We start from the raw sequence: 25632 nt of genomic DNA, 5'->3' as shown, positions 1-25632 counted from the left end.
CTCCCCTCAGGCGGCCCAGATGGTGGTGATGTCACCACGCAGCAGCGCCCGCCCGCCCGCCTCCGCCCGGACAGAGCAGGTAATCCAGTTGCGGCCGCGCTTCTGGTCCCGGGCGGCGACGGAGACGTGGTAGGTGACGTCCTCGCCCAGCCGCACGGTCGCACCGGTCAGGGCCAGTGTCTGGCCCGCGTGGACATTGCCTCGGGGCCGGGGCTGGATGGCGCGGATGAAGGCTTCCATCATCCCGGCGACGATCAGTCCGTCGGGGGCGGTCTCTCCCTCGGGCGCGCCGTAGATCGCACGCCACCCGGCCTGCCGCGTCTCGTCCAGCGGGATGGTCACCGGGCCGAAGCACTGGCCGGGCGTCAACCTGTCAAAGGTCCAGGGCGTGCCGGTCATCGCGGCCTCCTCCATCATCTGCCCTCCGCCTCCGCGTCCGCCACCGGCAGAATCAGCGCATCCAGCGCCACGGCCCCGTCGGGGCGCGCCAGCAGGGGGTTGATCTCGATACTGTCGATGTGATCCGCATTGGCCGCGGCCAGCACCGACAACCGCGCGATCACGCGGGCCACGGCGGCGCGGTCCACGGCAGCCCGGCCGCGCACACCCTCCAGGATCCGCGCGCCGCGCAGCCGTTCCAGCATCCGCAAGGCCTGCGCCTCGCTGATCGGGGCATGAGCCAGGGCGACATCTTCCAGAACCTCCGCCAGAACGCCGCCCAGCCCGACCATCACCATCGGGCCCATCACCGGATCGCGCCGTGTCCCCACGATCAATTCCACCCCTTCCCCGGCCATGGGCGCGACAAGGATGCCCGTGATCGCGGCGCCCGGCACGCGGGCGGGGATCTGCGTCAGCATCTCTTCGGCGGCGCGATGCACCGCGTCCGGGTCCGGCAGGTTCAGGACGACGCCGCCCACCTCCGTTTTGTGCGCGATGTCGGGCGATACGATCTTCAGTACCACGGGCTGGCCGATCCGGGCGGCCGCCTGCGCCGCCGCATCGGCGCTGGTGACCAGCTGTTCCTCCAGCACCGGGATGCCGGCGGCGGCCAGCCGCACCTTCGCGGCGGCCTCGTCCAGGGCGGTACCGGGCAGCGTGGGCTCCGCGATCCGGGGCGGGGCCTCGGCCGCGCCATCGGCGGCGAAGCCTTCGGCCAACCGCGCCATGGTGCCCAGCGCCGCGACCGCACGGGACGGATCAGCAAAGGTCAGCAACCCCGCCTGTTCATATTCCTCCGCCTGGGCGTCGTTGAACAACCCGATCACGGCAAAGGGCCGGTCCGATCCTTCCAGCGTCTCCAGCAGCGCCTTGCGCAGTTTCGGCCCGTAAACCGGTGAGCTGGTCCAGGAGGTGAAGAACCCGGCAAAGGCATCATAGCCGCCGGCCTGCATCATCTCTGCCAGGTATTCCGGGATCAGGTCGAAATCGTTCAACGCGTGGGCTGTGATGTCCACCGGGTTGCGTGGCGAGGCAAAGGGGTTGCGCTCCAGCAGCTTGGCGACCGAGGCATCGGGCATCGGCGGCACGTCCATCCCGCGCAGTTCTGCCGCGTCGGCCATCAGAACCCCTGCCCCGCCGGAAACGGTCAGGATCCCCAATTTGCGACCCGTGGGCAGCGGCGCGACGGAGGCGGCGTAAAGCGTATCGAACATCTCTTCGGTGGTGGCGGCCCGGACGGCGCCGTATTGTTCGATCACCGCCTGGAAGCTGGCATCCGACCCGGCAAGCGAGGCCGTATGCGATTGCACCGCCACCGCCCCGACCTCGGAGGCCCCGACCTTGATGATGGTGACGGGTTTGCGCAGGGCCCGTGCACGGGAGAGGGCGCGGATCAGGCGAGGGGCGTCGTTCACCCCCTCCATGTACATGCCGATCGCCGTGATCTCGGGCTGATCGACCATGTATTCCAGGCATTCCGCAACAGAGACATCCGCTTCGTTCCCGGTAGAGACCCACCCGGCCACCCCCAGGCGCCGGGCCTTGGCCATCGCCAGCAGATGGGTGCCATAGGCGCCCGACTGGGTGATCAAGCCGATGCCACCAACTTGCGGCATCCCGCCCTCCAGTCCGCTGGTGAAGGTCGCGCAAGCGCCCGTCGCGCCGGAATAGCAGCCCAGGCAATTGGGTCCCAGGATGCGGATTCCGTGCCGTCGCGCCACGGCCAGCAGCCGCATCTGCGCCGCCTCACCCTCCGCGCCCACTTCGGAGAACCCGGCAGAGAAGACCACTGCCGCCTTCACCCCCTTGCGGCCGCAAGCCTCCAGGGTTTCCGCCGCGCGGGCGGCGGGCACGGCCAGTACGGCCAGGTCGACCGCGCCCGGAACGGCCCCGATATCGGGCCAGGCGGGCAGACCCTGTACCGTCTCGCGGGTGGGGTTCACCGGGTAGATCGGCCCGGCAAAACCCGCGGCCTTGCAATAATCCACCGGCCGGCCGCCGATGCGGGTCGGGTTGTCCGAAGCCCCGATCACCGCGATGGAACGCGGCGCGAAAAATGCCCCAAGCGAGGCTGCGCTTTGGTCTGTCATGTGTCCCCCCTGGCCGCGTCAGTCGCCGCGCCGGCCGAATACGTTCAATTCGATGAATTCTCCCGCCGCCTTCAGATCCTTGGCGGCCTCCCGCATGGCCTGGTCGTCGATCTGGTCGGCGATACTGATGGTCGACAGGCCCAACCGTGGCGTACCCGCGATGTCGCGAATAGCAACCGCCGCGATGCTGAGCCCCCGGAACAATTGTCCGAAGTCAAAGGCATAGCCATCGATCCGCGCCTGCTGCACCTCCTGCCAATAGGCGTCGAACCCCGGCGCCCGTTGCCAGCGCAGCCCGGCATAGGCATCGCGCAGCGCCTCCCGATCCAGCCCACGCGCAGCAGCGACGCAACGGCCCACGGCGCCCACCAGATCCGGCAGGCGCGATCCCGGCTGCATGTCGGCGCGGACCACGTCGGCGGGCGCGATCCGGTCCGACAGCACGATGCGCCCCTGCGGGGTGACCGTCCACAGTGCCACCAGAACCGAGTGTTCGCGCGAGATCCGCTCCATCACCGGGCGAATCATATCTCCGGGATTGCGCCCCAGCATCGGCGCCGACAATTCCAGCACACCCATCCCGATGGCATAGGATTTGGAACGTTCGTCGAAGGTGCTTAGCCCCTCTTTCGTCAATGTCTTCAGGATGTTGTAGGTAGTGGACACGTTCAGACCGGTCTCCCGCGCGATACTCGCCACGCCCTCCGGCGCTCCGGTTTGTGCCAGCTGTCGCAGGATCTTTACCGCGTTCTCCACCGCGCCGACGTATTTCTGGGGGTCCGAGGGTTTCATGGCTTTTTCTCTTGTCCGAGTGGCATTCGTTATACAGAATGATCCTCACGACGCAAGCCCCTCCACATCACGACCCCACTCGGGAGAGGCACGGTAAGCTGCTGTTATTGGGAGAAGTTCCGACATGCCCATCGCGACACACCCGACCGAATCGCCCCGCAGGGGCGCGGCGGCATGACCGGAGTACCGGCCCCTGATCCCCTGTCGCGCGGTGGCCGGTCTGTCGATGACCCACCGCCCGGCGGCTGCCTGTCGCGGGAACGGCAGGGCGACACGCTGATCCTGCGCATGATGCAGCCCGACCGCCGCAACGCGCTGAGCGACGAGATGCGTGGCGATCTCTGTGCTGCCCTGCGCGCCGCCCATGCCGACACCACGCTGCGCGGCATGGTTCTGACGGGATCCGGCGGGTGTTTCTGCGCCGGCGGCGACATCAAGGCGATGGGCCAGCCGGTGGACATCGCGCTGCAACGGCTTGAGGTGGTACATGACCTGGTCCGGCTGATCGCCATGGGCCCGCTGCCGGTGGTCGCGGCGGTCGAGGGCGTGGCCTATGGCGGCGGCATGTCGCTGGCGTTGTGCTGCGACAGCGTGGTCGCCACGGCCGGGGCGCGGTTCTGCGCCAGCTTCGGGCGGGTCGGGCTGGTGCCGGACATGGGCGCGATGTGGTCCCTGCCCCGCCGGATCGGCCCCGCACGCGCTTTGCGGATGTTGCAGCATGGGCACGAAATCCGCGGCGCCCGGGCGGTGGAAATCGGCCTGGCCGATATCCTGGCAGAGGGCGACGATCCGCTGCCCGCCGCATTGGCGGAGGTCGCGGCCTTGGTGCCGGCCGCCCCCCTGCCCGGCGGCCACCTGAGGGCCATCCTGGCCCGCCAGCACGGCAGTCTTGAGGCCATCCTGGCCGAGGAACGACAGGCGCAGGGCGCATTGTTCGCCACCGCCGATCACGACGAGGCGCGGCGCGCCTTTCTTGACAGGCGCCCGCCGGATTTCACCGGCCGTTAGGGGAGGAGGCCCCGACCATACGGCCATTTTTCAGGGAGGAGAAAGAAGATGACACATGTGAACAGACGTCAGACGATGGCGCTTTTGGGGGCCGCTGCGGCCACCCCCATGGCCCCGGCGATCCTGCGCGCCAAGGACACGCCCGCCGGACTGCCCGACACCATGATCTGGAGCACCTATGACGTCGGCTCCACCGGCTATGTCGAGGCAACGGCCATCGCCGACGCGATGATCAAGAACTACGGCACCCGCGTGCGGCTGCTGCCCTCCGGCTCCGGCGTGGGGCGGATCATCCCGCTGAAGCAGGGCAAGGCCAACACCGCCTGGCTGGCCAATGAACTGTTCTTTGCCACCCGCGGGATCTACGATTTCGCCACCCCCGACTGGGGCCCGCAGAACATGCGGACGATCTGTGGCCGACCGGCCAGCTTCGGTATCGTGGTAACACAGGAAAGCGGCATCGAAACGCTGGAGGACCTGCGCGGCAAGCGCTTTGCCTATGCGGCGGCGAACCCCTCTGTCGCGGTGAAGGTCGATACCATGCTGGCCTCCAAGGGGCTGACCCGCGACGACGTGGAGGTGATCGAATTCCCGTCCTACGGGGATACGCTGCGCTCTCTCACCCAGGGGCAGGCGGATGCGGCCGGATCGGCGCTGACCTCGGCCGCGCTGACAGAGCTGGAGGCCAGCCCGCGCGGCATCCGCTGGCTGCCGTTCGACCCTGACGATACGCAGGCCTGGGAGAACATGAACAAGATCGCGCCGATCTTCTCCCCCTTCCGCGAAACCATCGGGGTCGGCATCACCGGCAAGGATCCGGTCGATGTCGTGGCCTACAAGTACCCGATGGTCACGGTGATGCACGACGCCGACCCGGAGATGACCTACGGTTTCCTCAAGGCGCTGGACCAAAGCTACCCCGATTTCAAGGACGCGGCCCCGATCATGGAACGCTGGGGCATCAAGATGTCCGGCACCACGCCGATGGACGCCCCCCTGCACGAAGGCGCGATCCGTTACCTTCAGGAAATCGGCCAGTGGAGCGAAGAGCAGCAGGGCTGGAACGACCGTTCGGTGGCCGAAATCGAAGCCCTGACCGCCGCCTGGCCGGATTTCGTCGCCGAGAACAAGGGCCTGGACGAAGCCGAATTCGCCGCCGCCTGGGACAAGGTTCGGGCCGGCGCGACGGCCTCGCTGTGAACCGCGGCTGACAGCCTGGCCGCCCCGCATCCCGTGGGGCGGCCCCCCCCTCGCACGGCCCCCGCCGTCCCGGCCAGATCCGCCAGCCCGTCGCGGCAGCCGCCGCAACAGGCATCCGCCGTGATCTGCGCCGTCGGACCGGCCCCTGCCCGCATCGACGCGCCACCCTGTGGGCGCCCCGCCTTTCAAGGACATTGCCCGCCATGACCCTGCAAGACCCGCATTCCCCGCAGCCCTTCATGATGCGCCTGACCCGTGTCGTGGTGATCGCCCTGTCCGTGATCGGCATCGCCATGACGATGTTGCAGACCCTGCCACTGATCGCGCCGGGGATGCGGCCCATCACCTCCGCCTTCTACTACGCGCTGCTGGGCGTCTTCCTGGCGGTGGTGTTCCTGCGCTTCCCGGCCGACCGCCGCGGCAGACCCGGCTGGCTGTGGGGCCTCGATTGGGTGATGGCGGTGCTGGCGCTGATCGTATGTACCTATTTCGCTTTCCAGGCGCGGCGTATCATGACGGCGGGCTGGTCGTTCAGCGCGCCGCTGTGGCCGACCATCGGCGCCTCCATCCTGTTCTTCCTGGCGATCGAGGGCGTGCGCCGCTGCGCCGGGCTGCTGCTGGCGGTGGTCTGCGCTGTTTTCGGGCTGTATCCGATGGTCGCCGATTCCATGCCCGGCGTGCTGTGGGGGAACCAGTTTTCGTGGTCCGGGCTGGTCGCCGCCCATGCGCTGGGCACAGAATCCATCATCGGCATCCCGTTCCGCGTCGTGGCCGACCTGCTGATCGGCTACATCATCTTCGGCGTCGTGCTGGCGATGCTGGGCGGCGGTGAATTCTTCATGGCGCTGGCGCTGAAGCTGCTGGGTCGCACGCGGGGCGGCCCGGCGAAGGTGGCCATCGTGGCGTCCTCGCTCTTCGGGTCGCTGTCTGGGTCTGTGGTGTCGAACATCATCACCACCGGCACCTTCACCATCCCCTCGATGAAGAAGGCCGGCTATTCCCCGCATTATTCTTCCGCCGTTGAGGCCTGCGCCTCCACCGGGGGGACGCTGATGCCGCCGATCATGGGCGCGGCGGCATTCCTGATGGCGACCTTCCTGGCCGTCCCCTATGGCGAGGTCATCGCTGCCGCCGTGATCCCGTCCATCCTGTTCTATGCGGCGCTGCTGTTGCAGGCCGATTGCTATGCCGCCAGCCACGACCTGCAAGGCGCGGAAGAGGCCGACATCCCCTCCGGCCGCTCCGTCCTGCGGCAAAGCTGGATCTTCGTGCTGTCCCTGGCGGTGCTGATCTATGTGCTGCTGGTGCTGCGCCTGGAGAGCTATGCGCCCTGGTATGCCACCGGCGTCATGGTCGTCGGCGCCCTGCTGGACCCGCATTTCCGGCCCCGTGTCCTGGCCTTCGCCCGTATCATCGAGGAAAGCGGCGCCGCCCTGGCCCAGTTGATCGGCATCCTTGCCGGTGTCGGGCTGGTGGTCGGTGCGCTGTCGATCACCGGTGTCGGATCGGCCTTCGCGCGGGAATTGGTGCAATATGCCAACGGCAATGTCTACCTGCTGCTGCTGTACGGGGCGATGACCTCCTTTGTGCTGGGCATGGGGATGACGGTGTCGGCCTGCTACGTCTTCCTGGCGATCATCCTGGCGCCGGCGCTGGTGCAGGCCGGGCTGAACCCGATGGCCAGCCATCTCTACATTCTTTACTGGGGGATGCTGTCGTATATCACGCCGCCCGTCGCACTGGCCGCGATCACCGCCGCCTCCGTCGGCAAGGCGGACGCGATGAAGACGGGGTTCACCGCGATGCGGCTGGGGCTGATCCTGTTCGTGCTTCCGGTGTTCTTCGTTCTGGAACCGGCGCTGATCGGTCAAGGCGACCCTCTGCATGTCGCGCAGGCGGTGATCACCGCGATGTTCTCTGTCGTGCTGCTGTCGGCGGGGCTGTCCGGGTGGCTCTATTTCTCCGGCCGGATCAACATGGCGGAACGCGGCGTGGTGATCGTCGCCGCGCTGCTGTCGCTTTACCCCGAACCCGTGACCGACCTGATCGGCGTGGCGGTGGCCGTGGGGCTGTTCGCCCTGCACCGCCTGCGCCGTCCGACGATTGCCTGAAAGGACCGACATGGTTGACGATGACACCTTCGAACAGCTCCTGACCACGGTGGAGCGTTTCGTGCGCGAACGCCTGATCCCCGCCGAACCCCGCGTGGAGGAAGAGGACGACATCCCCGAGGATATCGTGCGCGAGATGGGCGAGATGGGCCTTTTTGGCCTGTCCATCCCCGAGGCGCATGGCGGGCTGGGCCTGTCCACCTTGCAGGAATCGCGGCTGGTGGAGGCGCTGTGCTATGCCTCCGTCTCCTTCCGCTCGTTGATCGGGACCAATGTCGGCATCGGCTCACAGGGGATCGTCATGGACGGGACCGAAGCGCAGAAGGCCACTTACCTGCCGCGCCTCGCCACCGGGGAAATGATCGCCAGCTTTGCCCTGACCGAACCGGATATCGGCTCGGACGCCGCGCATCTGAAGACGGCCGCCCGGCGCGACGGCGGTGATTTCATCCTCAACGGGACCAAGCGCTACATCACCAACGCGGTGCGCGCCGGGGTCTTCACCGTCTTTGCCCGCACCGATCCGGCGCGCGATGGCGGCGACGGTGTCTCGGCCTTCCTGCTGCCGGCGGACACGCCCGGCATCACCGTGGCCAAACCCGACCGGAAGCTGGGTCAGCGCGGGACCAAGACATCGGACGTGATCTTTGACGACGTGCGCCTGCCCGAATCCGCGATCATCGGCGGGCCGGGCAACGAGAATCGCGGCTTTCGCACCGCGATGAAGGTGCTGGACCGGGGGCGGGTGCATGTCGCCTCGATCGCGATCGGGACGGCGCAGCGGATGCTGGACGTGGCCACCGCCTACGCGTTGGAGCGCAGGCAATTCGGCGTGGCCATCGCCGAACACCAGTTCGTGCAGGGAATGCTGGCCGAAAGCCAGGCAGAGCTGCTGGCCGCCCGCCACCTGGTCCGCGCCACGGCCGCGACCTACGACCGCGACGGCCAGGCGATCCTGATGGCCTCGTCGTCCAAGCTTTTTGCCTCGGAAATGGCGTTCCGGGTGGCGGACCGCGCATTGCAGATCCACGGCGGGGCCGGCTACATGGCCGAATACCCTATCGAACGGCTGTTCCGTGACAGTCGCCTGCTGCGCATTTACGAGGGTACCAGCCAGATTCAGCAGGTCATCATCGCCCGCCGCATGGTCAAGGAATTCACCGGCCGCGCCTGATCGACGGCGCGCGTCGGTCCATGCCGCCGGGGCGCGCCATGCCGCCTCCCGGCCGGGGCGGGCCAGGCGCGGGCCCCTTGCCGCGGACTTCCTGCCTCTGGTCCCTTCCGGCTGGCCCCTCGCCTTCGGGTCGCTGCCGCCGGCGTTCTGCCTCCACGCGTGCGCCAACCCGGCAGGGACCGAGGGTCAGCCACCCCTGGCAGCGCCGGGCGCTCTCTCGCGGGATCGCGCCTGAACCGGCACCGGCCGGGCTGACCCGTCATTGTCACTCAGTCCCCATTTCTGCGGCGTGCCGACCTTTAGGTTCTCGATCAGGATGTCGGCACCCTTCAGAAGGCGTAGCGGACCCTCCCGGCCCGCCGACTGGACAAGGTCCGGCGCGATCGCGCAGCTGATACGGTGCAGCCCTTCGAAATAGGCGGCGGTGCCGTCTTGGAACGGCGGTTTCCAGCCGCCGGTCTCGTCGCCTGCGGGGGGCCACTTCGATGATCTCCGCTCCGTGATCCCCCGCCACATGGCCCGCGAAAGCGCCGCTCGGAACGTGGCTCAGGTCGAAGACCTTCGGCTCTTTCCCATGCTCCGGCGGGAATCATTCCGCCGCCTCCCGCAGGGGCGTCGCATCCGCCAGCGCCCGGTCCAGCAAACCGTCTTCCGGGGCCAGTTCGCCCTTCGCCAGCGGATCCCGCGGCACCAGCTTGTGCCGCAGGACCAGCGCCGCCAGCCGCGTCCGGTCCGATCCGATCCCGGCCGCCGTGGCGCCGCCATCCTGGTCGATCCGCGCGCCCTCCCAGGCCAGGATGACCGCCGAGGTGGCATTGTAGACCGCGCTGGCGGCCTGCCGCACCTCGGCCTCCCGCGACTTGTCCGCCGCCACATCGGCCATCAGTTCGAAGGCACGGACCATCGCGTCCTCCAACCCCTTGGGCAGGGTGCTGCCCGTCTCGGCGATCAGGGTGTCCAGATGGCCGCGCAGGGCGTCCAACGCGCCTTCGCGGCGGGTGGCGCGTGCGACGTCCAGGGCGACGATATTGCTTGTCCCCTCCCAGATGGAGCCAAGGTGACTGTCGCGCAGGATCCGTGCGTCCGAGAATTCCTCGATATAGCCGCAGCCGCCACGCACCTCCATCGCGTCGCCGGCGACCTTGCGGGCATCGCGGCAGGTGCGGAACTTGATCAGCGGCGTCAGGATGCGCAACACGCGCGCCGCTTCCGCATCGCCGCCATCGGCCCGTTGCAGCACGCGCGCGGTGTGGAAGACCATCGACCGGCCCTGCTCGGCCGTGACCAGCATCTTTTCCAGCTGGCGCCGCATCAGCGGCAGTTCCGCCAGGCGCCGCCCAAAGGCATTGCGGTTGCGCGCGATGAACAACGCCTCCGCCACCGCGCGGCGCATCATCCCGGCAGAGCGTACGCCATTGGCCAGCCGCGACATGTTGATCATGTCGGTCATCTGCTTGAACCCCTGGCCGGGATCGCCGACCAGATGCGCCTGCGCCCCCTCCAGCATGATTTCCCCCGAGGCCATGGACCGGGTGCCCAGCTTGTCCTTCAGTCGCAGGATCCGATAGGCGTTGCGGCTGCCCTCGGGCAGGTGACGGGGCAACAGGAACAGCGACAGCGCCCCGGTGCCCTGGTCCGCCCCCTCGGGCCGGGCCAGCACCATCGCCAGATCCGCATCAGGGTTGGAGCAGAACCACTTGTCCCCGTACAGCCGCCAGGTTCCGTCCGCATCCTGGCGGGCAGTGGTCTCGATCGCGCCGACGTCGGATCCGGCGGGCTGCTCGGTCATGAACATCGCGCCCTGGAAGGCCAGGTCCATGTTCTGGCTGGTCAGCTGGTCGAAATATTCGGCCACAAGGTCGGGATCACCGAATTTCACCAGGGTCCGGGTCAGCGAATCTGTCATCGACAGCGGGCAGCACAGCCCGAATTCCGCCTGCACGAACAAGTAAACCAGCGCGTATTTCGCCAGCGGCGGCAACGCCTCCGGCTGACCGAAGACGCCGCGGCGATGCGACATCGCCGCCAGCCCGAATTCGCCATAGGCGATCTCTTCAAGACGTTGATAGGCGGGATGTTTCTCTATCCGCTCCTGCGGCGCGCCGATGCGGTTGCGGATGTGCAGCACCGGCGGGTTGCGGTCGGCGGTCAGGGCCAGCTCCTCCAGTTCACCGCCCAGGCGGGCGCCCATCTCTTCCAGCCGGGGCAGCAGGGCGGCCAGCGTTTCGGGGTCCAGGTAGAGCTTCAGCAACGCCCGCAGCGCGGGATCGGCGCGAAAGGCATTCAGCCCGGCGCTGTCCGGGATGTTGCGATGTATCGACGGCATGTGTCCTCCTCCGGGCGCGGGGCCCCTTCGTCGCGGGGTCAGACGCCTTGGATGGCGTCGTCTCCGCAATGTTCCGTGATCTGTTGGCGCAGGATGCCCGCGATCTCCGCCATGCGGGGCAGCACCCGCGCCTCCGGGCCGGCGGCGGTGACGGCAAAGTTGCGGCCCGCGATCGTGAACGGCAGCGCCACTCCGCCCAGGTCCGACGAATAGGCCGAGGCCGACATGAACCAGCCGCGTGCCTGGGCCTGCGCGATCTGGTCGCGCACCGTGGCGGCATCCATCGGCGTGTTGCGATTGTAGCGGTCATAGCGGATCCGGCGCAGCAGGGCGTCCTGCTCTCCCGCCGGCATCAGGGAGATCAGGGCCTGCCCCGACCCGGTGACATGGATCGGCAGGCGCATCCCCGGCCGTGCTGCATAGCGGATCAGCTGCGGGCTTTCGCGAACTTCCAGCATGACGACGTCCAGCCCGCCGACCACCGCGATCCAGACGGTTTCGCCGAGGGTCTCCGCCAGATGGTCCAGCAATCGGATCAGGGGTTCGGGAAGGGGGTCGGCCTCGGCTATGGCGGCGGACATGGCCTGCCAGCGGGCCGTCGGGTAATAGGCGCCGCGCGCCCGCGGTTCGTACAGATAGCCCCGGTCGATCAGCGTCGACACCAGGTTGAAAGTCGAAGAGCGTGGCCAGCCGAAATGCGCCGCCAGGTCCGCGACACTGGCCGGGCTACGCCGTTCGGCAAAGAATTCCAGCACCGATAGTACATTATCCGCTTGGCGTACCCGCATGCTTCCCCGCAAAAGTCCAATATACTGGACTAGTGAATCCACAAATCTGGACTAAACGCAAGGGAGGAGCCGCCACAATCCAGTCGCGGCAGTGGGCCGTCACCTTCGGCAGGCGCGGTTTTCAGGTGGTTCGGGCGTCAGAAACCGCGGCGCGCGCGCAGGGCCTCGGGCAGGGCCAGCATCAGCAGCAGGGCACCGGTGGCCACGAACAGCCAACGCCCCAGCAATGCGAAGACCAGTGCCCCCGCGATCCCGCCGAGGGCAAAGCACGACAGGGTGATCCCGTGCAGGCGCAGCCGCGGCAGCGTGGCGCGCCGGGTTCCGGCGTCGCCGGTCAGGGCGGCCAGCTCGATCCCGATGTCCGTCGCCATCCCCGAGACATGGGTGGTGCGCACCCGCGCCTGCGAGATCAGCGTGGTCACGGCATTCTGCAACCCCATGATGAAGCTCAACCCCACCACCAGCGCCATGTGCCTGTCGGCCTGCGCGACCGGAACCACCAGCCCGAGGGCCAGCAGAAGCGCCCCCTGCCCCGCGATGACGGTGGCATAGACCGACCGCTGGCCACGCCGCACCCCCCAGCCGATGGCCATGGCCGCGACCCAGGCACCGGTGACAAAGGCCAGGATCAGCCCGGCAAAGGATAGCGCGCGCAGAACCTCGCCGCCCGCGAACTCGTCGGCAAAGGACGACAGGTTGCCGGTCATGTTGGCGGTGAAGGATCCCGCGACCAGAAAGCCGACCGCGTTCAGCGCCCCGGCGACCGAGGACAAGAGCCCCGCCAGGGCCAGGTCGATGACCTCCGTTCGATCCTCTCCGACCCGGATCAGCATGGCCGCGCCTCCGCATGGTGGTTCGCGGCGATCCTAGCCCCGGCCCCGGCAGTTGGCCAAGCGCGGCGCGGCCTCGCCGGGGCGGGCCGAATGCCGCAGGGGCCGGGCAGGCGACGGGGCCCGCCGCCTCCTTGCGCCCGACCGGCGGGTCAATAGGCGTAGCGGTTGTCCAGATCGTCGAACAGATCCTTGCGCACCACGCGCTGACGTTCCATGAAGCCGGCCAGCGGGCCGCTCTCGTCCATGCGGCCCTGGTCCTTCAGCTGGGTCAGCGCGGTCTGCATCCCGAACAGCGCCGATTGCAGCGCCACATTCGCGTAGAGCACCAGCGCAAAGCCCATATCAGTGAAATCGTCCACCGACAGGATCGGCGTCTTGCCACCCACCACCAGGTTCACCAGCTGCGGCGTGTCAGCCAGACGGGCCGGGATCGCGCGCAGGTCATCCACGGTTTGCGGCGCCTCGACAAAGGTGATGTCGGCGCCGTCCTCGACAAATGCGGCGGCACGGTCCAGCGCTTCGGACAGGCCGTCAGTGGCGGCGGCATCGGTGCGCGCGACGATCAGCGTGTTCTCGTCCTGGCGCGAATCCACGGCAGCCCGGATGCGAGACCGTGCCTCGGCCAGGGGAACCACCTCCTTGCCGGAGAAATGGCCGCAGCGTTTCGGCGTCTTCTGGTCTTCGAGCTGGATGGCAGAGGCCCCGGCCCGTTCCAGCGTGCGCACCGTGTGGCGCACGTTCAGCCCGTTGCCGAACCCGTTGTCGGCATCCACCACGATCGGCAATTCCGTCGCATCGCGGATCGCGGCGGTGTGCTGGGCGATCTCCGGCAGCGAGATGAAGGCCAGATCCGGCATCCCCAGGTAGGTGTTGGTCAGCCCGGCGCCGGACAGGTAGACCGCCTCGAACCCCAGATCCTCGATCACCCGCGCGGCCAGGGCGTTGGCCGCGCCGGGCAGCAGCAGGGCGCCGCCGCCGGTGATGCGGGACTTGAACCGGCGGTTGATCTCATGATTCAGCATGACGTGTCTCTTTCTCTTCGGAAGTAGGCTTTTGGGGGGTCGGCGCCGGGCGCGGCACGTAAACCCGGCCGTCCATCAGCCGGCGCTGCGTGCGCAGGATGCGAGCGGCGGTGATGGCGCCACTGTCGGCCGCGCGGCTGGCACCGACACTGACGATCCCCGAGGGCGTGCCGATACGCAGGGCCAGCGGATCGACCCCTGCGGCCAGCTGCGCCGCGACCACCGTGCCGGGGATGGCGCCCGCGCAGGCCAGGGCCAGCGCGCCGGTGACGGGCACCGCGCGATGCGCCTGCCCGGCGGAAATCATGCGGATCTGAAGGTCATGCCCGGCCGCCCCGTGGGCATGACCGGACAGATCCGCGTAATCGGCGGCGGGGCCAACCATCGCGACCTTGGGCGTGGCGATGCGGGCGCGGGCGGCGTCGGGATCGGCGGTCAGCCCCATCGCGACAGAAGCCCGGCTGCGGATCTCCTCCAGCCGGTCCATCAGGGCGCGATCGGCGTCGATATCGGCCGGGTGCGCGCCGGTGTCGCCGCCCACCTCCGCCGCCGCGACAAAGACGGAAGGCACGGCGGCGTCGATCATCGTGACCTGCACCTGCCGGCCGTCCGACAGGGTCAGGCTGTCACTGGCGGCGCCGGTGGGCAGCGCGCCATGACCGGCGGTATCCGTCGGGTCCAGGAAATCCAGCGCCACCGGCGCGCCGGTGCCATGCACGCCGGGGATTTCCAACGCGCCATCGACCACGGCCAAGCCATCGGCAACGGCGAAACGGGCGGCGATGACCTTGCCGGAATTGGTGTTGTGGATGCGCACACGGGCTTCCCCGTCGCGGGGGCCGTCAACCAACCCGGCCTCGTAGGCATAGGGACCCATGGCGGAACTCATGTTGCCGCAATTGCCGGTGAAATCGACGGTGTTGTCCACCACGCCGACCTGCGCGAATGTATAGTCGATATCGGCATCCGGCCGGGTCGCCGGGCCGATGATGCAGACCTTGGACAAGGACGAGATCCCCCCGCCCATGCCGTTCAACTGCCGCATGTTCGGATCCGGAGAGCCAAGCATCGCCGCGAAAAGCGCGGGCCAGGCCGTTTCGTCCCTGGGCAGGTCGCGGCGTTGCAGCACCAGCGCCTTGGATGTGCCGCCCCGGATGAAGGCGGCGGGAATTGCGATCTGGCTCATGCAGGGGTCTCCTTGGTGACGGCGCCCAGCTGCGCTTCGAGCGCTTCCCAGCTGGCGCGGATATGACGGCGCATCAACAGGCCCGCGACCTCGGCGTCGCCGCAGGCGATGGCCTCCGCGATGCGGCGGTGTTCGGTCAGGGCGGCCTGGCCGCGCCCGGTGACATTGCGGTGTTTCACCCGCAGCAGCGACAGCTGGGGATACAGCTCACGCGTGAGGTATCGCAGGATGATCGGGTTGCCCCCCATCCGCGCGATGACCATGTGAAAGTCGCGGTCCCCCGGCCCTTGCAGATAGGCGCCCTGCGGATGGGCCGAGACCTCGTCCGCATGTTGGCCCAGCAGCTTGTCCAGCATGTCTCCCGCCCCGGCGTCCGCGCGCCCGGCGGCAAGGCGCGCGGCTTCCGCCTCCAACGCGGCGCGGACCTCGTAAAGGGCGCGGGCATCTTCCCGGCCAAGTTCGCGCACCCGCGCGCCGCTATTGGGCACGATGGTGACGATCCCGGTTTCCGCCAACTGGTTCAGCGCCGTGCGCACCGGCCCGCGGCTGACGTCGAACCGTTCGGCCAGCGCAACCTCCCCCAGGCGGGCGCCGGGCGGGAACCGTCCTTCGAGGATCTCACCCTGCAAGGCGAGGGCCACGCGCTCTGCCACCAGGCCGCGCGATTCGTCCGATCTGACCGCTGCGCCCTGCTTCGCGGAGCGGGCTTGTTTTTCTGGCGCGCTGCTTTTTGCTGACAATTTACCGACCTCCTCCGGGCGGAGCGCCCAAGCCAAACCGGGCAACATACTGGAATTTTCCACACAAAATCCTATTTTACTTGGATCTTGTCAATGGAAAGTGCCCGCTTGACAGCAAATGGCCGAGAGGCGTAAGTCTGCTCTGTCGGGCAAATTGTGTTACAATATTTGCTCAATACCATTTTGACTCATGAGGGGAGGACTCGATGAATCTCACCAAACGCGCCTTCGCAACCGCTGCCCTTGGGGCCGCGCTGACTGCGACCGTCTCGCCGCTGGCCGTCTCGGCGGCGGAAAACTGGCCGCCGCGCCAGATCACCTTTGTCGTGGCGCTTGGCCCGGGCGGCTCCGCCGACCGGACGGCCCGCGCCCTGGCGCAACGCCTTCAGGACGAGCTGGAAACGCCGATCACGGTGATCAACCAGAAGGGTGGCGGCGGCCATGTCGGCCACACCTATTTCATGAACATGCCCGATGACGGCGCCTACTTCCTGGCGACATCGATCCACCCCTATATCTCCAACGCGATCCTGAACTACGACGCGGATTACACGCTGGACGATTTCGCCTTCATCAACGGGCAGTGGAACGATTTCGACATCTTCGCGGTGAATGCCGAAACCCCCTATGAAACGCTGGCCGACGTGATGAAGGCCGCCGCCGAGAACCCCGGCGAGATCAGCGTTTCCGTGGTGCCGAACTCCTCTGGCGCGATCAACCTGCGCCTGGCCCTCGAAGCCTTCGGGCTGAGCGAGGATGACGTGAACGTCGTCACCTACGAATCCGGTGGCGCGGCACGTACCGCTGTTGCGGGCGGGCAGGTCGACATGACCGTGCTGGCCGCCGACGGCACCTTGTCGATCGCCGAATACGTCCGCCCGCTGGCCTATGCCGCCGACGAACGCTCCGACGATTGGGACGCCCCCACCCTGGATGAGGCGCTGGAAGCCGCAGGCCACGACCCCGTGACCACGCTGGCCGGGTCCATGCGTGGCCTTGCGGCCCATGCCACCTTCAAGGAAAAGCATCCCGAAGCGTTCCAGGAGATGGTGGACGCCTACCACGCGGTCATGCAGGACGAGGAATTCGTCGCATCGCTCGAAGCGCAGGACATGGGCGCCGAATGGCTGGGGCCGGAGCGCACCACGGAGATCATCGTCTCCAACTACGAGATCCTGACCCGCTTCGCGGGCGAGGAATAATCAACCGGGTCCGGCGCGGGCAGATCCGTCCCGCGCCGGACCGCCGGATCGCAGCCGTCCGCGCCGGACCTCACCCTGTGGCGGCGCGGCGGTGGCGTCCGGGGAACCGCAACCCTTGGGGGAGGTCACCAGGTGACAGGCAAGTTCCACGCCACCCACGCCGCGCTGATCGGCATCATCCTGGCCATATCCGGATACATCACCTGGAGTTCGATCCAGGCCCGCGCCAGCCTCGACAACCTGGTCGTGGTCGCGCCGGTCGCCGGCCTGATCGCGCTGATCGCCGTGGTGATCATCGTCGCCACGCTGCTGAAACCTGCCGCCACGCCCGACACCTCCGCGACCGCAGAGGCCGACGCCACGCCGAAGCCTACCCCCCGCGCCAGCGCGATCTGGGGCGACATGCTGCTGTTGGCCGGGTTTGCGGTCTTTTGCTATGCGCTGACCCATGTCGGGTTCGACCTCGCGACCTTCCTTTTCGTCTGGGCCGGCGTGGTGATGAGCGGCGGCAAGAGCTGGTGGATGCCGCCGCTATACGCCGCGATCTTCACCGTGCTGCTGGTCTATGGCTTCGGCTCCCTGTTCCCCTATCCCATGCTGACACTGGTGCTGTGACATGATCGACCAACTCGCATTGTCGCAGGCGCTGGACCTGCTGTTTTCCGGCATCACTCCCTGGCTCTGGGTCATTCCGGGGCTGCTGATCGGGCTTGTCTTCGGCTCCATCCCCGGATTGCAGATATCCATGGCGATGGCGGTATTCCTGCCGATCACCTTTTCCATGGACTTCCTTCAGGCCATGCTGTTCCTGACCGCGATTTTCACCGGCGGCGCCTATGGCGGCGGGGTGACGGCGATCCTGATGAACATCCCCGGCTCCTCCAGCTCCATCGCGACGGCCTTTGACGGCTACCCGATGGCGCGGCAGGGCAAGCATAACGAGGCCCTGGGCCTGGGGCTGGCGGCCTCGGTCGTGGGGGCCTTTGTGGGCTACGTGCTGTTGATGCTGCTGATCCAGCCGCTGGCCGCCTTCGTGCTGAAGATCGGGCCGCTGGAGATGGTGGTTGTCGTCCTCTGGGGGCTGACCCTGATCGCCACGCTGAACGACACTTCGATGGCCAAGGGCCTGCTGGCCGGTACCTTCGGCTTGATGCTCAGCCAACTGGGCATGTCCACCACCGGCGTGATGCGCACCGATGTCGGGATGCCCTATCTGATCGACGGCCTGCCCGTGGTGCCCGCCATGATCGGCATCTTCGCCGCCTCGGAATTGCTGCGCCTGCGCGGCGAAACCTACCTTGTCCGCGACGAGGCGCAGCGCGACATCTCCTTTGGCCGGATCCTGAAAGGCGCCGGAGAGACGTTCCGCTATCCCGGCGTGCTGATCCGCGGCAGCCTGTTGGGCGCGATCATCGGCGCGATCCCCGGCGTCGGCTCCTCCGTCGCCAACCTGGTCTCCTACGGTGAAGCAAAGCGCACCTCGAAGACCCCCGAACGGTTCGGCAAGGGCGCGCCCGAAGGCGTGGTGGCGGCCGAAAGCGCCAATTCCTCCTCAGAAGGCGGATCCATGACCGCGCTGCTGGCCCTGGGCATTCCGGGCGGCGCGGCGACGGCGGTGCTGTTGGCGGCGTTTTCCTTCCACAATATCATCGGCGGCCCCAGCTTCATCCGCAACCAGACGGATATTGTCTATTCCATCATCCTTGGGAACCTGGGTCAGGTGCTGCTGCTGGCGGTGCTGGGGTTGCTCAGCCTGCGGCTGCTGGGGCTGGTGGTGCGGGTGCCGCTGTCCTACCTGGTGCCCTCGGTCCTGGCGATGTGTGCCTGGGGTGGCTACGGCATCACCGGCACCATCGCCGGTCCGCTGACCGTGGCAGGATTCGCCGCCCTGGGCTGGCTGATGCGGCGCAACGACTACCCGGTTGCGGCGACGGTCATCGGCCTGCTGCTGGGTCGCATGATGGAGGGCGAGCTGGTGCGCACCATGCAGATTTCGGGCGGTAACCCGATGCGCTACATGCTGGAGCGGCCCATCGCGCTGACCCTGTTCGTCATCATGCTGCTGGTGTTGGTGGGTGTTCCGCTGCTCAAGGCTTTTGGCCGGCGCGGCGACCGCAGCAATACGGCGGCGTGAGGATGGCGGGCCTTGTTTCGAACCCCGCCGTCCGTGGCCTGCTGACCCTGGCGACCGGCGCCGCCGGCGGGCTGCTGTTCTTTGCGCTGAACCTGCCCCTGCCCTGGGTGCTGGGCGCGATGTTCGCCAATGCGCTGGTGGCCCAGGTCACCCCGTTCGAGCCGCGCCTGCCCGGCGCCTGGCGCGGCTATGCGATGATCGGCATCGGCACCATGCTGGGCACCGGATTCACCCCCGACGTCATCGCCCGCGCGCACAGCTGGATCCCCAGCCTGGTGGCAATGTGCCTGCTGTCGCTGGTGTTCTGTCTGATGGCCTACTGGATCTTTCGCGGTTGGGGCCGGATGGATCGGATGACGGCGCTGTTCTCCGCCATGCCGGGCGGTCTTTCCGTCGTCACCATGCTGGCAGAGGATTACAAGACCGAGGTCAACCGCGTCGTGCTGAGCCACACCGCCCGGTTGGTGGTCCTGCTGATTTCCGCACCGATCCTGATCCAGCTGATGACCGGCATCGACCTGGCGGAGGCGAACCACGCCAGTTTCGCCGAGGCCGAGCCGCTGGACCCGCTGCGCCATGGCGCGATGGCGGTGGTGGCGGTCGCCTGCTGGTGGCTGGGACAGCGGATCCGCTTCCCTTCGGCGCTGCTGTTGTTTCCGCTGTTTGCCTCGGCCGGGTTACACATGACCGGCGTGTTGACAGTGCATGTGCCGCCGCTGTTGTCCGCGGGGGCGCAGATCGTCATCGGGGGGTCGGTGGGCGCGCGCTTCGCCAGCTACACGCTGCGCCAGATCGCCCGTGATGGCGGCATCGCGGCGCTGATCGGGCTGGTTCTGGCCCTTGGCTCACTGGGGGCGGCCTGGGCCGTGGCGCCACTGATCGACGCGTCGGTGGCGCCGCTGTTCCTGGCCTACCTGCCGGGGGGCGCGCCGGAACTGGGCGTCGTCGCCCTGGCGCTGGCGATTGATCCGGCCATGGTCGCGGCGCATCACGTCCTGCGGGTGTTCCTGATCGTGGCCGCCCTGCCCCTGGCCGCCGCCCGCGCCGGCCGCCGGAAGAGCGGCGCGGAATAGGCGCCGCGCCGGGCGGCCCGCAGCGCGCGGCCCAGGGCGACGGCCCCTGCGCCATGCCGGTTCGCGGACCGACCCCGCCCGGACGCCGGACGGGCGCTGACCCTCAGACGATAGCGGCCGAATGCCAGACATTCCGGGTGGTCAGGTAGCTGTCCAGCCCTTCGGTCCCGCCCTCGCGGCCATAGCCGCTGGCCTTCACCCCGCCAAAGGGAGTTTCCGGCAAGGACGCCTCAAGCGTGTTGATGGAGAGATTGCCCACCTCCACCTCCTCGATCATGCGTGCGATGTAATCGGCGCGGTTGGTAAAGGCATATCCCGCCAGCCCGTAGGGCACCGAATTGGCCGCCGCGATGGCCTGATCCAGATTTTCCACCCGGTTCAGCACGGCAATGGGGCCAAACGGCTCCTCCTGCATGATCCGCGCGGTGTCCGGCACATTGGCCAGCACCGTGGGTTCGAAGAAATATCCGCTGTCGCCGCGCCGCCCGCCGCCAGTGCGCAGCTCCGCCCCCTTGGCGACCGCGTCTTCCACCATGGCGCGCAGAACGGGGATGCGGCGATCATTGGCCACCGGCCCCATCTCCACCCCGGCCTCCATGCCGTTGCCGACCACCGTGGCGGCGGCGCGGCGGGTGAAGATATCGGCAAAATCGTCGAACAGGCTGTCATAGACGAAGAACCGCGTGGGCGAGGTACAGACCTGCCCGGCATTGCGCATCTTGCGCACCGCACCGCTGAGCGCGGCCTGTTCCACGTCCGTATCCTCGCAGACGATGACCGGGGCATGGCCGCCCAGTTCCATCAGCACACGAGTATCGCTTTGCGCCGCCAATGCCGTCAGCTGCCGCCCCACCTGCGTGGAGCCGGTCAGCGCCACCAGCCGCACCTGCGGCTGCGGCACCAAAAAGCCCGAGATTTCGGCCGGCGTTCCGAACACGAGGTTCAGCACCCCGGCGGGCAGGCCCGCATCCTCGAAGGCGCGGACGATGTGGATCGCGCCCGCTGGCGTTTCCTCCGCCGCTTTCAGGATCACCGAACAGCCCGAGGCCAGCGCCCCCGCGACCTTGCGCGCTGGTTGGCTCATCGGGAAATTCCACGGGGAGAATGCGGCCACCACGCCGATCGGGTGGTGATGCACCGAAATCTGCGAGCCGGGCGCCGCCGGGATCACCCGGCCATAGGTGCGCATCGCCTCCGCCGCGTCCCATTCAAAGAATTCCGCCCCGCGAATGACCTCCAACCGGGCCTGCGGCAGGGGTTTGCCATGCTCTGCCGTGATCGCATGGGCGATCTCCTCCTGCCGGTCGCGCATGATGGCGGCCGCGCGCAGGATGATGTCGGACCGGATGCGCGGCGCGGTATCGCGCCAGAGCTTCAGCCCGGCCTCCGCCGCGTTCAACGCGTCCTCCAGATCGGTGATCCGCGCATGGGGCAAGCGGCCCAGCTCCGCCTCCGTGGCGGGGTTCAGGACGGGCATGTGATCGGGCGTGTCGCGCCATTCGCCGCCAATGAAGAGCTTGAGTTCGGGATAGGAGATCATTGCGGCCTCACAATTGCATCGCGTTGCCGAAAGTGTCCCGTGGCGGTGGCATTACCACAACTGAATTGAACAAATACCGATATCGGAAACACGAATAGCTGGAACCGTCCCGCCAATCCCCAGCCCAGCCCGCCCCGCGCCGTCAGACCGCGTGCGGCGTAGCCCCGATCTCCGCCGCGACGGCGTGCAGCGCATCGAGAAAGGCCGCGCCCGCCGGCGACAAGCTGTGTCGTCCGCGATAGGACACCCCCACCGGCCCGGCGCCAAAAGGCACCGTCCAGTTCACCGGCGCCAGCAGCCCGCTGCGGATATCCAGCGCGGCGACATAGGCGGGCATCAACCCGATGAAATCATGGGTGCGCAACAAGGTGCGATTGGCCAGATAGGAGACCGATTCAATCGTCTTGGGCGGCGTATACTGCCCCTGCCGCATGAAGAACTGATCGATCTGGCGGCGCAGCGTCGTCTCCAGCGGCGGCAGAATCCAGCCATAGGATTTCAGCGTGTCGAAGCTGACCGCCTTTTCCCCCGCCACCGGATGCCCCGTACCCGCCACGGCGATCACCCGTTCGTCAAAGAACCGTTCCTGCACGATGTTCTTGCGGTGCCTCTGGCTGGGCAGACGGCCGACGACCATGTCGATCTCCCCCGACAATAGGGTCGGCATCAGCACCTCGTTCGTGCCCTCCACGATCTTGATCGCCACGTTGGGCCGCTGGCGCAGCAGCTGCTCCACCGCCATGGGCAGCAACGCCGGAGAGGCGGCCAGCAACGTCCCCACCACGACGCGGCCGCTGTTGCCTTCGTTCAGGTCGTCCAGCTCCTGCGCCGCATTCGACACCTGGGAAAAGATCAGCTTTCCGTGTCGGATCAGCGCCTCCCCGAACACCGTGGGAACGACGCCGCGATTGGTGCGGTCGAACAGCTCCACCTCGAAATCCAGCTCCAGATCCTGGATCATCTTCGTCGCGGCGGGCTGCGAGATGCTGAGCGCACGGGCAGCGTTCTGGATGCTTCCGTATTGGCCCACGGCCACAAGCAGGCGCAGCTGGCGCAGCTTCAGCCGGGTCAGGGCGCGTTCGACGATGCGGGTGTGGCGGCTCATCAAGGGGCCTTTCAGGTGGTGATCGCGCGCAGGCGGCGGTCGATGGCGGCGATCACGCTCATCGCGGCCAGGGCGGAACTGCGCGGGTTGTCCGGCAGGGCGTTGCCCGCGATCCGGAATTCGAAACTGCCAAAGGCGCCGCTGGCCCGGACCTCGTGGATATTGGCGGTGACGCCGGGATCGGCCACCAGCCGGACCTGCGTCGCGTCCAGGCCCGCCCCGGCCAGCGCCACGGCGGCGGCCACGTTGGCATTCTTCGGATAGGCGGTGGCGGCATCGCGGGCGCTGCCCTCGAAATGGGTCTGCGCCGTGGTCAGCGCGCGCAGGTCCAAATTCTCCTCGGCGGGGGAACCGATCCAGCCCTGCGGTGGTTTGCGACCGGTGTAGATCACCTCCTCCAGCCCCCCGACGCGGGCGGCGGACAGGCTGTCCAGCGCGCCGATGGCCCCGCTGGCCAGGTGCAGCTGCGCCCCGCCCCGGGCGGCCGCGTCCTTCAGCCGGGTGGCCAGCGCCGGATCGGCCAGCGCGCCCACCGACACCGTGATCAGGTCGATCCCCCGATCCAGGATCGCGGGCCCATGCTCGGCCAGTGCCGCATGGCCTGCGCAATCCACCATCAGCGCGATGTCCCCCGGCAGTTCGCCGACACTGGTCGCCTGCGCCATCCCCGGCTGCCCCGCATCGCCACCGCTGCGGGTCAGCAGAACATGCGGTCCCCCCCCCCGCGCCTGCAACTGCGCCGCGACGTAGCGCCCGATGGCGCCCTTTCCGATGATCCCGATCTTCATTCCGCTCTCCTGCTGGTGGGTCAGGGTATCGGAAACTCGCAGAGGTTTGGTATAAAAATTTTGGATACCTGATTTCCCTCTCTGCAGTTGGTTTCTGCCCGATCCTGCGGCCTTACTGCGCCAAACCGGCAGCTGACCCGCATCGGGGCGGCCCCCCGTATCGGAGCACAGCCATGAAATACCAGAAATCCGAGGCCAAGGCCCATGCCCGCGAAACCATGCGCGGCATCTGGGCCGCCGCGCTGAACCCCTTTGACGCCGATCTGCGGCTGGACGAGGCCGGGCTGCGTCGCAATATCCGCCACTGGATCGACGACCTGGGCATTCAGGGCCTGTTCATCGCCGGCAAGCAGGGCGAATTCTGGTCCATGTCCCTGGAAGAGCGGAAGCGGAACATGACCCTCGCCGTGGAGGAATGCGGCGACAAGGCCGGGACGATCATGTCGATCTCGGACCAGAACGTCGACACGGTGCTGGATCTGGGCCGCCACGCGCAGGATTGCGGCGCCGACTACGTGGTGGTCCATGCCCCGATGCTGAGCTTCTGCCATGACCGGGACGAGGTTCTATACAATTATTACAAATACCTGTGCGATCGCCTCGATATCGGAATCGCGATGTGGAGCCACCCCGACAGCGGCTACCTGATGGAGCCGGAAACCTGCGCCCGCATCGCGGAACTGCCCAACATCATGGCGATCAAGTATTCGGTCCCGCGGGAGATGTATGCCCGGCTGACCCGGATGGTGGGCGACAGGATCCTTGTCTCCACATCGGCGGAAGACGAGTGGCTGGACAATATCGTGGAGCTGGGTTGGCAGCTCTATCTCTGCTCCTCCCCGCCCTACCAGTTGCAGACGAAAAACGATCAGCGGATGCGGGAATACACCGATCTGGCCTTTGCCGGGAAGTTCGAGGCCGCGCGCCGCGTGCGCGACAGCCTGGACCCGGTGCGCCACGCAATCCGCAGCACCAAGCCGGGGGGCAAGCCCACCGCGCACGGCAAGTACTGGCAGGAGCTTCTGGGCCAGGTCGGGGGCCGCGTCCGTCACCCGATGCTGGACCTGACCGAGGCGGAGAAAGCCGCCACCAGCGCCGCATTCGAGGATTGCGGCCTGCAATTGTGATCCTGCGCCATGTGTGATGCCCCGCCATGACGGGGGAGGGACTGGCCGTCCTGGCAGCGCTGGCCTACGGGCTGGCCGGGGTTCTGATCACCCGATCCAGAGGGATGGCGCGCGGCGATAACGGCGTCTTTCTGTCGGTGGCCATGACCGCGCTGATCGCCTGCGGCTTGTGGTCCGTCGCAGGGCCATTGCCTCTGGCGGCGCTGCTGCGGCCCGGCGGGTTGACGGGGCTGGCGATCTTTGCGCTGGCGGGCCTGTGCGCCAACGTGGTCGGTCGGCAGACGATGTTCCGCGCCACCGAAGGGATCGGCGCCGTCCCGACCGGACTGCTGCGGCGGTTGACGCCGGTTCTGGCCCTGCCGCTGGCCGCCCTGTTCCTTCACCAATTGCCCAACCCCGCCACTTTGCTGGGCGGGGCGCTTGTGCTGGGCGGGGTGCTGGCCTATATGCGGCGGCCCGCGCAATCCGGGGCGCGCATGTCACGTTCGGGGCTGGCGATGGGGCTGCTGTCACCGCTGGCCTATGCCGTCGCCTATACCCTGCGCAGCCTGGGGTTGGACCATGTGGCGGATGCCGCGCTTGGCACCTTTGTCGGGGCGATGGCGGGCGGCCTGTGGATGCTGGGCGCGGCGATCCTGCGCCGGGGGGCGGGACCGGGCTGGCGCGACCTGACCCGCGATGTCGGACCGCGCCACCTGCAAACGGCCCTGGCACTCAGCGTCGGGCAGATCCTGCAATTCCAGGCCCTGCGCAGTGCATCCGTGCTGTCGGTCGCGGTTCTGGGCACACTGGAGGTCCTGTTCTCCGCCCTGATCATCGTGCTGTTCACCCGCGACGAGGCGATCGCCCTGCCCCGGCTTCTGGCCGTGTCGGTCCTGGCGATGATCGGCACCGCGCTGCTGATGCTCTGAACCGCTCCGATATCAGGAATACTGATATCCACTTTCCCAGA

23 protein-coding genes are annotated in these 25632 nt (G+C 67.7%); 10 read left to right on the top strand and 13 right to left on the bottom strand.

The genetic code is table 11. The annotated features are described in order from the left end of the window. Positions 1-6 precede the first annotated feature (6 nt). From G5A46_RS09510 to G5A46_RS09500, 3 genes are read right to left on the bottom strand one after another with little or no spacing between them, the layout of a single operon-like run. The gene (locus G5A46_RS09510; protein WP_204318720.1) at positions 7-399 is read right to left on the bottom strand and encodes a hypothetical protein; all 393 of its coding nucleotides are present in this window, start codon (positions 397-399) and stop codon (positions 7-9) included. A gap of 14 nt (positions 400-413) precedes the next feature. Then, entirely contained in the window at positions 414-2531 is a 2118-nt protein-coding gene (locus tag G5A46_RS09505; protein WP_163849174.1) for an acetate--CoA ligase family protein, read from the bottom strand. A gap of 18 nt (positions 2532-2549) precedes the next feature. Then, the gene (locus G5A46_RS09500; protein WP_163849173.1) at positions 2550-3323 is read right to left on the bottom strand and encodes an IclR family transcriptional regulator; all 774 of its coding nucleotides are present in this window, start codon (positions 3321-3323) and stop codon (positions 2550-2552) included. A 174-nt stretch (positions 3324-3497) separates the two neighbouring features. Between G5A46_RS09500 and G5A46_RS09495 the strand changes: the two genes are divergently transcribed. From G5A46_RS09495 to G5A46_RS09480, 4 genes are all read left to right on the top strand, one after another. Further along, positions 3498-4331 carry an enoyl-CoA hydratase/isomerase family protein gene (locus G5A46_RS09495; protein ID WP_163849172.1) on the top strand — a complete coding sequence of 278 codons (834 nt, stop codon included), beginning with the start codon at positions 3498-3500 and terminating at the stop codon, positions 4329-4331. 48 nt (positions 4332-4379) lie between these two features. Next, on the top strand, positions 4380-5531 hold the full coding sequence (locus G5A46_RS09490; protein ID WP_163849171.1) for a TAXI family TRAP transporter solute-binding subunit: 1152 nt from the start codon (positions 4380-4382) through the stop codon (positions 5529-5531). A gap of 203 nt (positions 5532-5734) precedes the next feature. Further along, entirely contained in the window at positions 5735-7642 is a 1908-nt protein-coding gene (locus tag G5A46_RS09485; protein WP_163849170.1) for a TRAP transporter permease, read from the top strand. A gap of 10 nt (positions 7643-7652) precedes the next feature. Further along, positions 7653-8816 (top strand): acyl-CoA dehydrogenase family protein, encoded by a 1164-nt coding sequence (locus tag G5A46_RS09480; protein WP_163849169.1) that lies wholly within the window; start codon positions 7653-7655, stop codon positions 8814-8816. A 186-nt stretch (positions 8817-9002) separates the two neighbouring features. Here G5A46_RS09480 and G5A46_RS09475 read toward each other — a convergent pair whose 3' ends face one another. From G5A46_RS09475 to G5A46_RS09445, 7 genes are all read right to left on the bottom strand, one after another. After that, positions 9003-9332 (bottom strand): CoA transferase, encoded by a 330-nt coding sequence (locus G5A46_RS09475; RefSeq protein ID WP_163849168.1) that lies wholly within the window; start codon positions 9330-9332, stop codon positions 9003-9005. Positions 9333-9405: 73 nt separating this feature from the next. Further along, positions 9406-11142, bottom strand: coding sequence for an acyl-CoA dehydrogenase family protein (locus G5A46_RS09470; protein ID WP_163849167.1), 1737 nt, complete (start codon positions 11140-11142; stop codon positions 9406-9408). A gap of 38 nt (positions 11143-11180) precedes the next feature. Further along, complete coding sequence (locus tag G5A46_RS09465; RefSeq protein WP_163849166.1) at positions 11181-11930, bottom strand: IclR family transcriptional regulator; 750 nt, start codon at positions 11928-11930, stop codon at positions 11181-11183. A gap of 137 nt (positions 11931-12067) precedes the next feature. Further along, positions 12068-12763, bottom strand: coding sequence for a YoaK family protein (locus tag G5A46_RS09460; protein WP_163849165.1), 696 nt, complete (start codon positions 12761-12763; stop codon positions 12068-12070). 149 nt (positions 12764-12912) lie between these two features. Further along, positions 12913-13785, bottom strand: a complete 873-nt coding sequence (locus G5A46_RS09455) for an isocitrate lyase/PEP mutase family protein (RefSeq protein ID WP_163849164.1) — start codon at positions 13783-13785, stop codon at positions 12913-12915. After that, positions 13772-14971: a PrpF domain-containing protein gene (locus G5A46_RS09450; protein WP_163849163.1), complete on the bottom strand. Its 1200-nt coding sequence runs from the start codon at positions 14969-14971 to the stop codon at positions 13772-13774. The genes G5A46_RS09455 and G5A46_RS09450 overlap by 14 nt, the downstream gene beginning before the upstream one ends. After that, positions 14968-15624, bottom strand: coding sequence for a GntR family transcriptional regulator (locus G5A46_RS09445; protein ID WP_239520716.1), 657 nt, complete (start codon positions 15622-15624; stop codon positions 14968-14970). The genes G5A46_RS09450 and G5A46_RS09445 overlap by 4 nt, the downstream gene beginning before the upstream one ends. 293 nt (positions 15625-15917) lie before the next feature. On the opposite strand from G5A46_RS09445, the gene G5A46_RS09440 reads away from it, so the two are divergent. From G5A46_RS09440 to G5A46_RS09425, 4 genes are all read left to right on the top strand, one after another. Then, the gene (locus tag G5A46_RS09440; RefSeq protein WP_163849162.1) at positions 15918-16913 is read left to right on the top strand and encodes a tripartite tricarboxylate transporter substrate binding protein; all 996 of its coding nucleotides are present in this window, start codon (positions 15918-15920) and stop codon (positions 16911-16913) included. A gap of 132 nt (positions 16914-17045) precedes the next feature. Then, on the top strand, positions 17046-17528 hold the full coding sequence (locus tag G5A46_RS09435; RefSeq protein WP_163849161.1) for a tripartite tricarboxylate transporter TctB family protein: 483 nt from the start codon (positions 17046-17048) through the stop codon (positions 17526-17528). 1 nt (position 17529) lies between these two features. After that, complete coding sequence (locus tag G5A46_RS09430) at positions 17530-19047, top strand: tripartite tricarboxylate transporter permease (RefSeq protein ID WP_163849160.1); 1518 nt, start codon at positions 17530-17532, stop codon at positions 19045-19047. A 2-nt stretch (positions 19048-19049) separates the two neighbouring features. Further along, on the top strand, positions 19050-20120 hold the full coding sequence (locus G5A46_RS09425) for an AbrB family transcriptional regulator (protein WP_163849159.1): 1071 nt from the start codon (positions 19050-19052) through the stop codon (positions 20118-20120). A 103-nt stretch (positions 20121-20223) separates the two neighbouring features. Here the strand turns inward: G5A46_RS09425 and G5A46_RS09420 are convergent, their stop codons facing one another. The 3 genes from G5A46_RS09420 to G5A46_RS09410 form a co-directional block, all read right to left on the bottom strand. Further along, positions 20224-21660 carry an NAD-dependent succinate-semialdehyde dehydrogenase gene (locus G5A46_RS09420; protein ID WP_163849158.1) on the bottom strand — a complete coding sequence of 479 codons (1437 nt, stop codon included), beginning with the start codon at positions 21658-21660 and terminating at the stop codon, positions 20224-20226. 142 nt (positions 21661-21802) lie between these two features. Further along, positions 21803-22768 carry a LysR substrate-binding domain-containing protein gene (locus G5A46_RS09415; protein WP_163849157.1) on the bottom strand — a complete coding sequence of 322 codons (966 nt, stop codon included), beginning with the start codon at positions 22766-22768 and terminating at the stop codon, positions 21803-21805. Between the two features lie 8 nt (positions 22769-22776). After that, positions 22777-23553 (bottom strand): aspartate dehydrogenase, encoded by a 777-nt coding sequence (locus G5A46_RS09410; RefSeq protein WP_163849156.1) that lies wholly within the window; start codon positions 23551-23553, stop codon positions 22777-22779. A gap of 173 nt (positions 23554-23726) precedes the next feature. Between G5A46_RS09410 and G5A46_RS09405 the strand changes: the two genes are divergently transcribed. Together G5A46_RS09405 and G5A46_RS09400 are read left to right on the top strand one after the other, a co-directional pair. Continuing rightward, positions 23727-24680 (top strand): dihydrodipicolinate synthase family protein, encoded by a 954-nt coding sequence (locus G5A46_RS09405; protein ID WP_163849155.1) that lies wholly within the window; start codon positions 23727-23729, stop codon positions 24678-24680. A 26-nt stretch (positions 24681-24706) separates the two neighbouring features. Then, entirely contained in the window at positions 24707-25591 is an 885-nt protein-coding gene (locus G5A46_RS09400; protein WP_163849154.1) for an EamA family transporter, read from the top strand. The last annotated feature ends 41 nt before the right edge of the window (positions 25592-25632 follow it).

It is taken from the genome of Pseudooceanicola aestuarii (assembly GCF_010614805.1).
Taxonomy (GTDB): domain Bacteria; phylum Pseudomonadota; class Alphaproteobacteria; order Rhodobacterales; family Rhodobacteraceae; genus Pseudooceanicola; species Pseudooceanicola aestuarii.
This window is presented reverse-complemented; position numbering and strand designations above follow the sequence as displayed.

What these genes read in the sequence shown, in the direction of transcription:
- G5A46_RS09510 (WP_204318720.1), bottom strand. Translation starts at nt 399, where the DNA reads ATGACCGGCACGCCCTGGACCTTTGACAGGTTGACGCCCGGCCAGTGC.
- G5A46_RS09505 (WP_163849174.1), bottom strand. Translation starts at nt 2,531, where the DNA reads ATGACAGACCAAAGCGCAGCCTCGCTTGGGGCATTTTTCGCGCCGCGT.
- G5A46_RS09500 (WP_163849173.1), bottom strand. Translation starts at nt 3,323, where the DNA reads ATGAAACCCTCGGACCCCCAGAAATACGTCGGCGCGGTGGAGAACGCG.
- G5A46_RS09495 (WP_163849172.1), top strand. Translation starts at nt 3,498, where the DNA reads ATGACCGGAGTACCGGCCCCTGATCCCCTGTCGCGCGGTGGCCGGTCT.
- G5A46_RS09490 (WP_163849171.1), top strand. Translation starts at nt 4,380, where the DNA reads ATGACACATGTGAACAGACGTCAGACGATGGCGCTTTTGGGGGCCGCT.
- G5A46_RS09485 (WP_163849170.1), top strand. Translation starts at nt 5,735, where the DNA reads ATGACCCTGCAAGACCCGCATTCCCCGCAGCCCTTCATGATGCGCCTG.
- G5A46_RS09480 (WP_163849169.1), top strand. Translation starts at nt 7,653, where the DNA reads ATGGTTGACGATGACACCTTCGAACAGCTCCTGACCACGGTGGAGCGT.
- G5A46_RS09475 (WP_163849168.1), bottom strand. Translation starts at nt 9,332, where the DNA reads ATGTGGCGGGGGATCACGGAGCGGAGATCATCGAAGTGGCCCCCCGCA.
- G5A46_RS09470 (WP_163849167.1), bottom strand. Translation starts at nt 11,142, where the DNA reads ATGCCGTCGATACATCGCAACATCCCGGACAGCGCCGGGCTGAATGCC.
- G5A46_RS09465 (WP_163849166.1), bottom strand. Translation starts at nt 11,930, where the DNA reads ATGCGGGTACGCCAAGCGGATAATGTACTATCGGTGCTGGAATTCTTT.
- G5A46_RS09460 (WP_163849165.1), bottom strand. Translation starts at nt 12,763, where the DNA reads ATGCTGATCCGGGTCGGAGAGGATCGAACGGAGGTCATCGACCTGGCC.
- G5A46_RS09455 (WP_163849164.1), bottom strand. Translation starts at nt 13,785, where the DNA reads ATGCTGAATCATGAGATCAACCGCCGGTTCAAGTCCCGCATCACCGGC.
- G5A46_RS09450 (WP_163849163.1), bottom strand. Translation starts at nt 14,971, where the DNA reads ATGAGCCAGATCGCAATTCCCGCCGCCTTCATCCGGGGCGGCACATCC.
- G5A46_RS09440 (WP_163849162.1), top strand. Translation starts at nt 15,918, where the DNA reads ATGAATCTCACCAAACGCGCCTTCGCAACCGCTGCCCTTGGGGCCGCG.
- G5A46_RS09430 (WP_163849160.1), top strand. Translation starts at nt 17,530, where the DNA reads ATGATCGACCAACTCGCATTGTCGCAGGCGCTGGACCTGCTGTTTTCC.
- G5A46_RS09425 (WP_163849159.1), top strand. Translation starts at nt 19,050, where the DNA reads ATGGCGGGCCTTGTTTCGAACCCCGCCGTCCGTGGCCTGCTGACCCTG.
- G5A46_RS09420 (WP_163849158.1), bottom strand. Translation starts at nt 21,660, where the DNA reads ATGATCTCCTATCCCGAACTCAAGCTCTTCATTGGCGGCGAATGGCGC.
- G5A46_RS09410 (WP_163849156.1), bottom strand. Translation starts at nt 23,553, where the DNA reads ATGAAGATCGGGATCATCGGAAAGGGCGCCATCGGGCGCTACGTCGCG.
- G5A46_RS09405 (WP_163849155.1), top strand. Translation starts at nt 23,727, where the DNA reads ATGAAATACCAGAAATCCGAGGCCAAGGCCCATGCCCGCGAAACCATG.
- G5A46_RS09400 (WP_163849154.1), top strand. Translation starts at nt 24,707, where the DNA reads ATGACGGGGGAGGGACTGGCCGTCCTGGCAGCGCTGGCCTACGGGCTG.